This is a genomic window from Succinimonas sp. (genome assembly GCF_045225735.1).
Lineage (GTDB): Bacteria > Pseudomonadota > Gammaproteobacteria > Enterobacterales > Succinivibrionaceae > Succinimonas.
Window position 1 is genome coordinate 1 of the sequence record NZ_JBGVBR010000044.1, and the last position, 13,422, is coordinate 13,422.

9 protein-coding genes and 1 pseudogene are annotated in these 13,422 nt (G+C 47.9%); 9 read left to right on the top strand and 1 reads right to left on the bottom strand.

Annotated features, from left to right (window positions below):
* The 3 genes and pseudogenes from ACJROR_RS01615 to ACJROR_RS01625 all read left to right on the top strand — a co-directional run.
* Window positions 1-184 (top strand): annotated as a pseudogene (locus ACJROR_RS01615) (exonuclease); the annotation flags it as partial.
* Between the two features lie 640 nt (window positions 185-824).
* Window positions 825-1,931 (top strand): hypothetical protein, encoded by a 1,107-nt coding sequence (locus ACJROR_RS01620; protein WP_406545571.1) that lies wholly within the window; start codon window positions 825-827, stop codon window positions 1,929-1,931.
* Between the two features lie 162 nt (window positions 1,932-2,093).
* Window positions 2,094-3,179, top strand: a complete 1,086-nt coding sequence (locus ACJROR_RS01625; RefSeq protein ID WP_406545572.1) for a hypothetical protein — start codon at window positions 2,094-2,096, stop codon at window positions 3,177-3,179.
* Window positions 3,180-3,292: 113 nt separating this feature from the next.
* Here the strand turns inward: ACJROR_RS01625 and ACJROR_RS01630 are convergent, their stop codons facing one another.
* Window positions 3,293-5,206, bottom strand: a complete 1,914-nt coding sequence (locus tag ACJROR_RS01630) for a methyl-accepting chemotaxis protein (protein ID WP_406545573.1) — start codon at window positions 5,204-5,206, stop codon at window positions 3,293-3,295.
* A 554-nt stretch (window positions 5,207-5,760) separates the two neighbouring features.
* Here ACJROR_RS01630 and ACJROR_RS01635 point away from each other — a divergent pair.
* From ACJROR_RS01635 to ACJROR_RS01660, 6 genes are all read left to right on the top strand, one after another.
* Entirely contained in the window at window positions 5,761-6,330 is a 570-nt protein-coding gene (locus ACJROR_RS01635; RefSeq protein ID WP_406545574.1) for a ribonuclease H, read from the top strand.
* 38 nt (window positions 6,331-6,368) lie between these two features.
* Window positions 6,369-8,117, top strand: coding sequence for a ribonuclease R family protein (locus ACJROR_RS01640; RefSeq protein WP_406545575.1), 1,749 nt, complete (start codon window positions 6,369-6,371; stop codon window positions 8,115-8,117).
* 77 nt (window positions 8,118-8,194) lie between these two features.
* Window positions 8,195-8,605, top strand: coding sequence for a hypothetical protein (locus tag ACJROR_RS01645; protein WP_406545576.1), 411 nt, complete (start codon window positions 8,195-8,197; stop codon window positions 8,603-8,605).
* Between the two features lie 196 nt (window positions 8,606-8,801).
* Entirely contained in the window at window positions 8,802-10,775 is a 1,974-nt protein-coding gene (locus ACJROR_RS01650; protein WP_406545577.1) for a hypothetical protein, read from the top strand.
* A gap of 163 nt (window positions 10,776-10,938) precedes the next feature.
* Window positions 10,939-11,556 carry a hypothetical protein gene (locus ACJROR_RS01655; RefSeq protein WP_406545578.1) on the top strand — a complete coding sequence of 206 codons (618 nt, stop codon included), beginning with the start codon at window positions 10,939-10,941 and terminating at the stop codon, window positions 11,554-11,556.
* Window positions 11,557-13,088: 1,532 nt separating this feature from the next.
* The coding region (locus ACJROR_RS01660; protein WP_406545579.1) for a helix-turn-helix domain-containing protein at window positions 13,089-13,422 on the top strand (334 nt) is incomplete at its 3' end.

Here is a 13,422-nt window from a genome sequence, read left to right on the forward strand (position 1 = left end):
AATCGGCCGCCGGGTTCTTTCGGATCTCCCGAACCACAGATTGGATTCCCTGTGCTCCTACTACAGCATAGATCTCGACCACCATAAGGCGGACAGCGACAGCCGGGCGGCAGCCGAGATTCTGATCCGCTACATAAACGCCGGGGTGCAGGTCTCGGATTACGCCAAAGAGTACGTTTTCTAAGCCGGCTTTATTCTAAGCCCTGGAACCAAAGCAGGGCTTTTCCGGCATTCGGTATAAGCGGTTCAGAATGCGGATAGAACCGGATGCTGAACCGCTTTCCTAAATGTTCGGGACTCTCAGACAGCGGGATTCCCGATCCTCATGAGTTTTGTTCTCTCATGTTTATGATCCTCTGAAAGCCAGGCAGTATTCAGGGGAACGCAGCACTTGCCATTCCCTTCATTTTTCAAACCCTGATTTCACAGATACAGTCCTTTCCTTGTTTTTCAGGCAGCGCAAACTTCTTTAGAGGGCCTTGACCGGCAGAAATCTTTCTGTGATCTCATTTTGTTCAAAAATGCCTCCGTTATGTTGCAAAACTCATAATAGCTGATATACTGAATAGCGACATCCTAAAGAACAGAATATAATAAAAATACTTACTATAGAACCTAACACCTTTTTTGCAGCATCTTGAAAAAGATGAAGCTGTCTGGGGGAGAGCTTTTCACAATAAGCCTTCAGGCTTTTTTGAAGGTGATTTTTGACGCTGTTCTTTATGTTTGCGGCGAGCTCAGAGGAGGTAATTATTCCGGCTCTGCATGGGCACTGAGCGTGATGACCGTTTTTACCGAACCGATTATGAGGAGAACCGATACTTATGTGGCACGGGGATGAAAGACAACAGCTGGAGGAATCCAGAAGCCGATTTCTCGATCTTAACGATGAGCAGTTTAATGCCATGACGGAACGGGATTTTTTCAATGATTACTTCCCTTTGAGAAGCCGGCATTTTAATGCTGACGAATACGTATTACCCAGTGATACGGATCCTGAAGCCCTGGAACGTCTTAATGATTATATCAGGAGCTTCTATGACCCGAAGTTTATGAGGGATGAGCATACTCATAAGGGAGCGGGATACACGGATCTTTACATGGCCATGCAGCATTTCAGTGATGATGATGCCTTTTATATTGACCGGAACATGTGCCGGAAAAAGTGGGAGAAAATGTTCGGGAGAGAGAATTACCCCCAGTGGAATTGCTTTGTGAATCCCGCTTCTCATTTTGTGTATTTCCAGTTTGACAGGGTCGGAGAATTTGATGAGCGCGGCTGCCGCAGAGATTTTTGGGCCTTAGAGAAGGTAAAGGCCTATCTGACCTGCCGGGAAGAGGTCTCTTTGGAGGGGTTTCTGGATCTCGTGCGTTACCTCGCGGATAACTGTCAGGATGCGTTTGGCGCCAAGATAGCCCGGAATCGGCGTATTGACCATCTGTGCTTCTGGCTCAGTGTCAGGGATTTTGCTCTTCTGGAAAAATATGTGGCCGCCCGCGCGGACAGATTTGTGAGATCCATGCCCTTTGTGCCCTATATCGGCAAAATCGGCATCACCCTGGAGCTGGGCGTCACTCCCGGTTCCTACAATGAAGCCCTTTCCCTGGTGCTTTTTGCTTATGTGAACTCGGTGAGAAGCCGGGAGGAGATGAATGTCCGGGATATGTTTACCCGGTTGCTCAGAATGAGAGATCCTTATGATCGCTGCGCTTTTCCGGACTGGAATGGCAGCTTCAAGGAAGGCACCGGAGATGCGGGCGCCAAAATCCTCCTTCTCGAAAGTGCGGATCTCCTGCTTAGGAATAAAGATCCGGACAGGAAATGCTTCATGTTTCGGGCGGCCGGAATGTACAACAAGGAATGGGTGACCGTTCTGCGGGCATACAAGTGGCATAAAGTCAAAACGGATTACCGGAGCCAACTCAGATGACATCGATGACATCAATGGGATCTTAATGTAACGCAAAATCGGGGGCAAGCCGTCCTCTGTTCCGGATTCCCCTGATGCCTGTCCGGACAGGCTTCGACGTGAGGGAGGGGGCGGAGAAGAATGCTCGTTTTTACAAACATCTGATGACAGGAGAACACACTTATGAATAACTGGGATGAAAGATATGAGACGGAGAAAGCCAGAAAGCGTTTTCTCGGACTTAACCGAGAGCAGTTTAATGCCATGACGGGACAGGATTTTTTCCGGGACTACTTCCCCCTGAAAAGCCGTTTCTACAGAGCTGAAGGATATACCCTTCCCGGCGATGCCGATCCTGAGACTGCGGAACGTCTCAACGACTATATCAGAAGCTTTTATGACCCGAAGTTTATGAGAGGAGCGGGGTACACGGATCTCTATATGGCCATGCAGCATTTCAGCGAGGATGATGCCTTTTCCCGGCGCGGCAGATCTGAAAAGGAGCTTCAGAAGATGTTCGGGAAGGAGAATTACCCTCAGTGGCAGTGCTTTATCAATGACGCCTCTTATTTTTTGTACTTTCAGTTCCAAAGGCCCGGAGAGTACGATGAATACGGCAACGAGAGATATTATTCCGCCGCCTCGAAGGTGAAGGCCTATCTGACCTTTCGCGATGACGTCTCTCTGGAGGATTTTCTGGCTATCGTACGCTATCTGGCAGATAACTGCGAGGAGCAGTTCAGCGCCAAAATAGCCAAGAAACGGCGGATTGATCATATGTGCTTCTGGCTCAGCGTCAGAGATTTTCGGCTGCTGGAACAATATGTGGCTGCCTGCGAGGAAAAGTTCGTGAGAGCCATGCCCTTCGTTCCCTATATCGGCAAAATCGGCATCACTCTGGAGCTCATTACCGCTCCGGAATCCTACAACGAAGGCATTTCCCTTTTGCTTTTCGCTTATGTTAACTCGGTGAAAAGCCGGGAGGAGATGAATGTCAGAGATATGTATGACCGCTTAATCAGAATGGGGGATCGCTGCGATGATTGCGGTTTTCCGGGATGTGAGGGCACTTTCGAGCATGGAGACGGAGCAATCGGCGCCAAAATTCTCCTTCTGGAAAGCGCGGATCTGGTGCTCAGGAATAAAGACCCGGACAAGGACTGCTTCATTTTTCGGGCAGCCAGAAACAGCAAAGAATGGCGCGCTATTCGGGATGCCTGGAACTGGGCCGGCGTCCGGGACGATTACCGGTACGAGCTCAAGAACTGATACGCCGGAAGCCATTAGCGGCTCTTAAGAAGAACCGGCCCTGTCCTTTTAAGAGCAAGGACAGGGCCGGCGTGTTCAGGAACGGAAAAGGTCTTTTTTGCGGGAAATTGCGGTCAGACCGTGAATTTATCCAGCTCCTGCTTTTGCTTGCGGGAACATTCCAGCTGTTCAGCGAACATGTCATTCTGTTTCATCAGCATCTCATGAACCTGATCTGTGATCTCGGAGATGCTGGCAGAGTCGTCCTGCAGCTTTCTGGCTACGCAGCTATGCTCTTCGGCGGCTGAGGAGATCTGAATAATCATGCTGTTGATATTCCCGGTTACCTCAATCATCTTCTGGAGCATCTGCTCTGTCTGTTCAGCCATGCTCATGGTGTCCTGAGCCTCGTGCTGGGAATCCAGCATGAAGGAATCAAGCTCCTGAGTGCCTTTTTGGAGATCATTGAGCACCCGGGATATTTCCTCAGTGGAATTCTGGGTTTTGGTGGCCAGAGATCTGATTTCATCTGCCACCACGGCAAAGCCCCGGCCCACTTCGCCGGCCCGGGCTGCTTCAATGGCGGCATTGAGAGCCAGAAGGGTGGTTTGTTCGGAAATGGATGAAATCACACTGAGGATCATCTCGATCTGCTGGGAGGCGTTGTTAAGGGCATTAACCTTCTGCACCGCGGTATCCACCCGTGAAGCCACATTGTTCATGGACTTCATCATTTCACTGACCTGAACCTTGCTGGAGTCCGTGATCTCATTCGCTTTTCCGGTAGACGCGGCGGCATCCTCGGCATTCTTGGCGATGCTTTCGGCGACTACGGTGAGCTCGCTTACCGTCTCAACGAAGGTTTTGGTGACATCCTGCTGGATCTTGAGACCGTGCTTGGCATTCTCGGAGGCTTCGTCTGTAGCCACGGTCAGGCTGTTCATTTCCTCGGAAATTATCTTGTTCTGGGCTACCAGATGCTGCAGCCTTTCCAGGAAGGTGTTGACCCCCTTTACAATGTCACCGATTTCGTCCTGCTTGCTGTACTCAAGTCTGAAGGTGAGGTCGCCGCCAAGAGTCAGCAGTTCCCGGGAAATGCGGCGGAGCGGAGTCAGAAGCTTGCTGATAATGAGAGCCAGGATTAGGGAGAACAGGGGAATGGAAATAAGTCCGATAATGATCTGCTCCCAGGCCAGAGTATTAGCCTGAGCCAGCGCCACTGACTCCGGAACCTCCATGATCATGTGCCAGCCGATGGCGGGAACAAAGGACGATCCCACAATATAACTGGTATTATCACGTTCAATATAGTGCACCGCAAAGCCGGTGGAATCCAGAATGGCCTTATTCACTGCGGCATCGGGGCTGTAGATCTTGCCGGTCTGCTCCCTGGTGCCGCCCAGAGTGATCTGTCCTCTTTCGTTTATGAGGTAGACCTTGCTGGGGTGGGTTTTATTGTACTCGTTAAATCTGCTGGAAAGATTGCTGAGGCTGTTGCCTACACCGGCCACGCCGAGAATCTTGCCCTTGCTGTCCTTGATAATATAGTTGAGAAACACCGAAAGCTGGCTGGTGTTTTCATCAAGATCCAGATTGTAGAGATAGGGCTTGCCGCTTTTAATGACATCGTAGAACCACCTGTCCTTTTCCAGCTTGGGAGACAGGGTTTTCAGGTACTTGTCATAAACGTAATATTTTTCTGAAAGCGCTGAGACAAAAAACGCTGCCGTGGTGTTCTGGGTGTTCTTGATATGGGTGAGATACTTGACTATTGCCGCATCATCGTCCTTGTTTCCCTTGGGATTTGTAACAGCGTCTATCTCCCCGAGATCTCCGTTCATGCCTATAGCTATGGTTCTGTAGGTCTCGAGTTCCTTTTCCAGATCTGCCGTGGCTGCCTGAATTTTGCCCGGAAGAATCCCTGTGGTCATGTTTTCTGTAAGAATTGCCCGGGCTTTGCTGTAGGACAGAAAAACTACAATGCTGATAATAACAGTAATGGCGGTGGCGCTTATTACAACAAGACGCCTTTTCAGGGAGGGGTTCATTTGTTAATCATTTTCCAATCTGTTTGGTGGTTTTTAACGCGGTATGGCATCCCGCAGTTCGGGTATTTGCGCAGACAGCGGAATCCTGTTCTCGGAAACGGCCGGCACAACCATCCGCATTTTATTCTACACCCATAAAGCCCTCATGAATACAGAGAAAGCCCTGTTTTTGGGGAAGGGGCCTGATTTAATCCGTGATTAACATATTTGCAGAAAGCGTATGTAAAAAGCCGGGAACAGCATTGAAGGAGGCTGGAAAGCCAGAAGGAAGCGGGAAGGACGATCTCCGATTTTGAATCCTTTTGCCCCAGCGCTGCTGCAACCTGTTTCTCGCGGGGTTTGGGCAAGGCGGAGCTCTATCATCTTATCAGGCTCTTTTTTTCAATTGTTTCCATTACATTCCTTTACGCACTTTTTTCTTCCGTTTGCCCTCTCATCTTCGCCGACAATTAAGGTATGAGCGGGAGTTTCCTTAAGCTCGGGCAGGATCCCGGTGTTTCAGAAACCCCCTGTCAGCAAAAACTCTTCACCAGCCGAAAAACAAGGAGCATATCATGGAACTTTTTCAAAAATCTCAAGCTGCCTATCGGGTGTATGCTGACGGCTCCTGTGATAAAAAAGGCAACGGCGGCTGGGCTGCCATTATCGTTTCCGAAAACCGCAGCATTGAATTAAGCGGCTCTGTCATGAACACCAGCAACAATAGAATGGAGCTCACTGCGGTTCTGGAAGGGTTAGCCGCATTGCCGGACAGCGCTTCGGACATTACTGTGATAAGCGACAGCCAGTATGTGGTAACCGGGGCTGCGTGTGTCAGCTGGTGGCGGGATCATGACTGGATGAGCAGGAGAACCGGGAAGCAGATAAGGTACATTGAGATGTGGCAGAGGTTTCTGGCGCTGGTTTCCGGAAGCCGCCTTGTGAGAACTCTCTGGTGCAAAGGGCATGCCGGCATTACCCTGAATGAGCTGTGTGACAAGCTGGCTAAGAAGGAAAGAGACAAGTTAATCATGACCGGAAAATGCTCTTCGTCCAGACGGACGGCTCCGGGATCCGGCATCGGCAAAGATCAGAATGTTATTTTAAGCGGCATGGGAATGCCCGCTGCTATTGCAGGGCTTTAGCGGGCAATTATGTTTCAGGACTAAACAGGAGTTATATCATGACTGAAGTTTACAGCGATTTCGTTAAAAAGGTTCTCTCTGAAAGAGGCATTCCCCAGTTTTGGCCGAAGAGTGTCATAAATCAGGCGAAACAGGCTCCGGTATCCGTCCGGGAAGAAGACAGAAGGGGGCGCCGGGATCTTACCGATCTTCCGTTTGTCACCATTGACGGAGAAAACTCCCGTGATTTTGATGACGCCGTTTATGCTGAAAATACTGCCGGCGGCTGGCAGCTCTATGTGGCCATTGCCGATGTTTCCTGGTATGTGCGTCCTGATACGCCGGTGGATCGGGAGGCCTCTGTCCGCGGTAATTCGGTGTACTTTCCGGAGGTCATGGTGTCCATGCTGCCCGATGCCTACTGCACCGGCATTTGCTCGCTCAACCCGCATGAGGATCGTCTCTGCATGGTTTGCGAGATGGAAATCGCCAGGGACGGCCGGATGAAAAGCTACCAGTTTTATCCGGCAGTCATCAATTCTCATGACCGGCTGACCTATCATGAGGTTCACGTCATGATTTCCGGAAAGCAGAAAATCATTAACCGGCACCGGGAGGTCTATCCTCATGTCTGTAATCTTTATGAAGCCGCTAAAGCCATACGGCTTTACAGCGCGCAGAATCGTCCGCTGTCCCTGCAAAATTCAGAGCCGGTTTACCAGCTGAGCAAGGACGGTGCAAAGGTAAAGCGCCTCACTGTTGAACAGCATACTAAGGCCAATTGGATGATTGAGGCCTGCATGGTGGCTGCTAACACCGCTGCCGCCCGGTTTATCAGGGAACATGGGATGGATCTGATTTATCGCGTTGAGGAAGGTCCTCTTCCGGAAAAGCTGACCGAGTTCAGAGCCCTGATAAGCAGCCTTCCGGAAACCCTGGACGGCGGCATGAATCCGTCTCTGAAGAATATTGAGAGCTTCCTGAAATCCATTCAGGGAAAGCCCTATGAGGATGCCCTCATCAAGCTTTTGCTCCGGCACCAGACCAAGGCGGTTTATACCTCTGCCCACTCTGGTCATTATCTTTTGGGGATCAGCGAATACACCCACTTTACCTCTCCCATCAGAAGGTATGTCGATCTCACCGTGCACCGGATTATTCATCGCTGCATCGAGATGGACCGCGAGAAGACTAAGAAGAGCCAGAGCGTTTTCGAAAGAGCAGCTCAGCTCGAGGCTGCTGCGGCAGCAGGCGGACGCAAGAACGTTCGAGATATGGCACGCAGATTTTTAAGCAAGCTTGCGGGCCGCAAGGCTGCAGAGCAGGGACTTGGCAATGCGGTGCCGGGCTGCTATGCCGTGCCAGATACAGCCGTGCCAGATACAGCCGTATCCGGTAATGCTCAGAATAACTCCCCCGCTGCTTCCCGGAAGATATACAGCCGGGACTACCTGGAGCAGGTAGCCCAGCGCTGCAATGAAACTGAAAAGCGCGCTCAGGAGTCCTGGTATCAGATAAACAAGTGGCTTAATGCCTCCTTCATGTCAGACAAGGTCTGTCAGGTGTTTAGCGGCACCATTATCGCCACAAGGGAATTCGGGCTGTTTGTACATCTTGAAGAATACTGCATGGATATTTTTGTTTACATCGGGAGTCTGGGGCGCCACGAGAAATGCGAGTTTGTCCCGACAACTTTTGTCATAAGAGGTCTGTATTCCTCGAAAACCTACCATGTCGGCCAAAGCGTTGCTGTGGAGATAACTGCGGTCAATGTCGCCGAAGGAAGAGTCCAGGGCATTCTGAAATAGGGCATGGAACAGGGGCCGGGCGGAGCTTATGGTTCCGTCCGTATCAAATGCTTAAATTTAATTGGAGAGATTTAATTATGAAAATTTCTCTGAAACAATTTAAATATTTAATGGCTTTATCTGGGAAAGTCATGCTAAAGAAATACAAAGGACGGTTATATGCTAATAGTGGCTGCTGTATATACATTGAGTATATTGTCAGCGCCGCATCTGTTGTATTTGAAAAAATAGTAGTTGATTTGAAGACTGAGATTATTCACTGCGATGAAGTTCAGCTTATATCCATGTACAGAAGCTTTTTTAAGAATAATCTTTCGGAATATAATTCATTGCTGATGGTTTCGTTATTTGAAATTCTGGATGAGGGCGGGGTCAATATACGCATTGGTTTATATGAAAAAATGATTAAGGATTACAATTCTCTGTTGGAATATAATAATCAGATTATGCCGAGGTGCTTTAATAAGAACAGTAACCTTGTTTCTTGAGATGATTAATCATTAGTGAAGTCAAAAAATCGTTAAAAATTTTTGCGGGGCTGTTGTTTGGTGGAGTAGAATGTGCTAGAGAGACAGATCCTGCAGAAGAAACCGCCATCGTTGAAAATGATTAAGTTTCGGCAAAAATCAGGATTTGATTTTTTTACCATTGTTATGGTTTTCATTCCTGAGAGAGCGATAAGAGATGAAGATCGGTTATGCCTCGGGCCTGACTGCCGGCCTTGTGATGATGGCAGCCATGGGCTTCAATTATGCTGGAGCTGCGGATTTCTTTTACGATATGCATATTGAGGCATCGGATGTCTACCGGATGGTCGGCGAAATTCAGGAAGGGGATTCCTTGAAATTCAACAAGATCCTCGCCCGCACCAGACATTCCGGCAGGCAGGGCTATCTGTTTCTGAACAGCGGCGGCGGACGATTGGACGAGGCCAGTAAAATCATGGACATTGTGACCATGAACAAGCTAGCAACCGTGGTTCCGGACGAATTTCTCTGCGCCAGCGCCTGCTTCAATATCTTTATCTCCGGCGCTCAGCGGTATGCTTACCCGGACAGCCAAATCGGGGTGCATCGCGTCAGCGTGCTTCATTCAGTTGAAAATCAGTACACCAAGGGTGACAGTCTGGAACTGAATGAACTCTTCAAAAAGTATAATGTGCCGGACAATATCAGACTGGCTATGATAGACACTCCGGCAAATGAGCTTCATTATTTGTCCAAGGAAGATAAGGCAAAACTCTCCTCTCCCGGCAAACCCAAGGTTGTTGTGGTCTACAAAAACACTCCGGCATCTCAGGGGACGCCGCAGCAGGCATCTAACAATTCTTCATCTCCGGCCCGCGCGGAAAATGACGTGCCCCGTCCGGCAGAATATCCGGAGTATCGCTCCCAGAGACAGTTCAAATCCCTGGCTGAGTTTGTGCGGGCCTTTTCAGATCTGAAGAAAAGCAAGAATTCCGATGAATTCAAACTGAATGAAATGGAGAAAACCTTCCGAAGTGAGATTATCAGGCTTACAGACAAGGAGCTTGATGATTATCAGAGGATGTATCTGAAAAAAGCCACCTTTCAGTTTGAAAAGCAGCTCGAATACACCAGAAAGATTCTGGCTGCGGCAAGGATTCAGGACAAGAGCGTATACAGCGATGTGCTTTTGAATCTCTGCAACAACCAGATAAACGAAATACTGCTCCTTAATAACATGATCTCTTCCGTGGCGTTTACAGACGATGCCAAGGATATGCTGTTTAGGGAAAAGGGCGTATTTCAGGAAATGGTGCTGGAAGAGAAATTCAATAACACTGTTTCTCTGTGCCGGGCCGGATATTGCGATGAGGATCTGGTAAGAACCCAGCAGCGCACCTGGAATGCCGGACGCGAGGAATTCCTTAAAATCAATAAAACCAATACTGACAATCTCCAAGGCTACATGATTCACAGTCAGCTGGTTTATTTGAGAGATCTGTCTTTGGTTCTTTTGGGGGATGTCAGCCGGAAACCTTATTTCAACAGATTTGAATTCGCCTCGGTACCGTCATTATTGAATTCCCTGCAGGAAATTCAGTCAGATGTAACCAGGGGCAAGCTTACCAGCAGCGACATTATTAATTTCAATGCAGTGCTGGGAGGTTTTCTGGAGGCTGTTCTTGCTCACCAGATGAAGATGAAGGGATATGATGAAAATGACATTCATAACATGGAATACAGCGGTGATGCCGCTCATGCCGCATTTGTGAAATTCATGAATGAGTCCCTGAAAGCAAACGGCGCGCGGCCGACTCCCGGGGTTGCTGATCTTGATGCCAACATTGTCAGAATCACCAATCTCCTTTCCTTATTGCTTGAAAATGATGATATCAAACGAGTTATTCCTTTCTCCTATGTCTGCGAACATCAGCTGTGTTCCAATACTGAGCGGGCGGATGTAGTAAACAAATATAATGACAGGATAAGCAATCTCCAGAAGCTTTGTAACGCCAGAAAATGCAACAGCGATTTGCTTAACAAATACAATAATATGTTTGCATTATATTTGAAGAGCTATACCGCGCTGGCTGATAAGGTCGGAGATAATAAGCTGCGGGAGCATCTTATGACAGCCTTTTATGCTCAGGCTTTATATCTTTTAAACAACAATGTTAAAGCACTTGAATAGCTCGATATTTGCAGTTTTAAAAGGTAAATAACTGAAAAAGGGCAGGGCGGTTTTTGAATAGGGCGGTAAATTCAAACCGCCCTATTTTAATATTCAAATAAAAATCAAATCTAAACCGCCCTGCTGAATGATTTATTCAGCAAACTGCAGGAGATATACAAAAATGTCCTCTGGATTTAAAGATATTATAGTTTACGAAAAAGGAATTCTTGGAACAAAGGATAATAGTTATTACCGGACACAAGCCGATGGAAAAATGGTCTATCTCAAGATCTGTCAGGGAGTAACTCAGATTGAAGAAGGCTTCTTTGATGCATTTGGCATTATATTGGAAATAGCGATTCCGGATACTGTTTCCAAGTTAAACTTTTCAGAAGAACTATCAAAACGGCTTAAGGAACAGAACACTGTTATTAAGGGATCCTTTGATTCCTGCGCTGATAAATATGCCAAAGCGCAAAATCTTCCTTTCATTCATTCTGACATCCAGATTGGCTATTCCGAAGGAAGTCACAGCCGGGATATCATAACACTTTGCTTCGGTCATTACGGGAGCCCGTATATTTATCAAAACAGTGTTTCGCCAGGCATCTCGGCCAGTTCCACCGGCGGCGGAGAATCTCGTATCGAACTCAAGTCTGATTTCTACCTCCGGAACTCCCAGAAGGATATTGCCGATATGTGCTGGGGCTGCTGCCATAAGGCTATTCTGGAAAATAACAAACTCAAAACCTTTCTCCAAAAGGCCAAAGCCAGAAATGGCTACACCAGAAATCTGTAGGACTGTATTGCAGGGTTGATTACCTAGTTAAATTGTAGGTAAATCATGCATATTCGGTCTTGGAATCATCAAAAAGATCGAAAATCGACAGAATTGCGATATTTTGCGTTTTTTCGGTATGCGGTGAGTACTTACATGGGGAACGTGCGAAAAATGCAATCTGCCCTGCTTTCTGAAAGGCTACTTTTTAGAGGTACCCGCAAAAATTGCGTTTTGGGGTAGAAAAGACCTCTCTGAAAGACAAGAATCTACAGAAATGCGAAATTTTGCGTTTTTCCGGTATGCGGTGAGTACTTACATGGGGAACGTGCAGAAAATGCAATTTACCCTGCTTTCTGAAAGGCTACTTTTTAGAGGTATTCCCCAAAATTGGGATTTTGCTCAAAAAGGCGGTTAAATAGGGCGATGAGCCTCTTTTACCAAGGGATCAAGTTTTTGCAGAATTAGGGATCAGGTTTTTCCAGAAACTAAAGTTTCCTGAAATGACTTACAGATTAGGATGGAGCCCGAGGGATTCTCCCTGAGGTGGCGAGACACAGAGATTACCGGCTATCTGAGGAATTACTGGTTATCGGAAATTGGCGGGATGATTAAGGTCTTGGCAAACAAATGTTTTAGGTGTGTCAAAGGTGCCTGAGAGTTTGAAGCCGGAACCTTAAAACCGTTGCTGACAAAAGGGCGATCCAAGTTTGTGAGGGCGTTTTGAGGTTTGTTTCCTGAGATCCCTGGGATAACAAGCCGAGCACATTGTAAGATGCTTCAGTACCAGCTTGGAGACTGGAACTGAACTGGGGTTTAGCCAGTTCCTGATAAACGAACGGTATCAGGCATAAGCTACCTTGTTTGGCCAAGACCTTGATAGGGAACGCACAAAGTTAAAACTTTATGGATGCAGGTTACTGGAATCTTTCAAGTTTGCTGCCGCCTTGGTTCAGGATCCTCTGAAGAACCGTGATGGTGACTTGTAAACTTGATTTACATGTTTAACAAACCAAAGACCGTCTAAATGTCGGGATCCAAGAATTCAATGTAACACGATGAAACAAGATCCGGGGATGAAACAAGATCCGGAAAGGGGGCCCGGGGATCGGGACAGGCCGGAAGGTCCAGGACGATGCAAAAAAAGCCCCCTATCCTAAAATTCCCCTTCTCGTTTACATAATACTCATTATGCGATCCAATGCAACGGGCGCAAAACAAGCTTTTGAGGCTCCGTCCCTTCTGTTGCGGGAACCGAAGCGCCGGTCAGCCGGGCAGGCAATCCCTAGCATTACGAATTATTACACACAGTATCTTATCAGGAAGCACCCCCTTCACAGGCGGATAACACGTTGCAGATTCGCTTCCCCGTTCATTACTGCGACCCCATCTGCGACAGAGAACAACAACACTATTTCCAAGCTGACGCTTTTACTGGGATGGAGCATTTCCTGACTGATTTCTCAATCGGGAACGCTTTTATGGTAAAATGAGCTTCAGACGTTGTCAATAATTTTATCAAAAAATTTATGATTTTTTCTTGAGGTGATGCGATGGACAAACTCGATGATCTCCCGGAAAGCGCTGCTGCCGGGGAAAAGCCGGCTGCTGCGGCCGGCGGGACGGTTCCTGTTTTTTTCAGCTACAACGATTATTTCTGCAACAGGCTCTCAAAGTTTATCGAAGATAACAATATCAACCTGAATACGCTCTGTCTCAGATCCAATATCTCCCGCCCGTATCTCGGAAAGCTTGTGGCCGGGAAGGCTTCGCCGTCACTGGAGGTCATGGGGAAGATTGCCGACGGCCTCGGCCTTCCTCTGGCAACCCTGCTGGAAGCTCCGGACACCATGCAGCTCGGAGTCCCGAAGGGCTTTAAGAGAATCC

Coding starts and splice junctions, on each gene's coding strand:
- ACJROR_RS01620 (WP_406545571.1), top strand. CDS start 825: ATGTGGCACGGGGATGAAAGACAACAGCTGGAGGAATCCAGAAGCCGA.
- ACJROR_RS01625 (WP_406545572.1), top strand. CDS start 2,094: ATGAATAACTGGGATGAAAGATATGAGACGGAGAAAGCCAGAAAGCGT.
- ACJROR_RS01630 (WP_406545573.1), bottom strand. CDS start 5,206: ATGAACCCCTCCCTGAAAAGGCGTCTTGTTGTAATAAGCGCCACCGCC.
- ACJROR_RS01635 (WP_406545574.1), top strand. CDS start 5,761: ATGGAACTTTTTCAAAAATCTCAAGCTGCCTATCGGGTGTATGCTGAC.
- ACJROR_RS01640 (WP_406545575.1), top strand. CDS start 6,369: ATGACTGAAGTTTACAGCGATTTCGTTAAAAAGGTTCTCTCTGAAAGA.
- ACJROR_RS01645 (WP_406545576.1), top strand. CDS start 8,195: ATGAAAATTTCTCTGAAACAATTTAAATATTTAATGGCTTTATCTGGG.
- ACJROR_RS01650 (WP_406545577.1), top strand. CDS start 8,802: ATGAAGATCGGTTATGCCTCGGGCCTGACTGCCGGCCTTGTGATGATG.
- ACJROR_RS01655 (WP_406545578.1), top strand. CDS start 10,939: ATGTCCTCTGGATTTAAAGATATTATAGTTTACGAAAAAGGAATTCTT.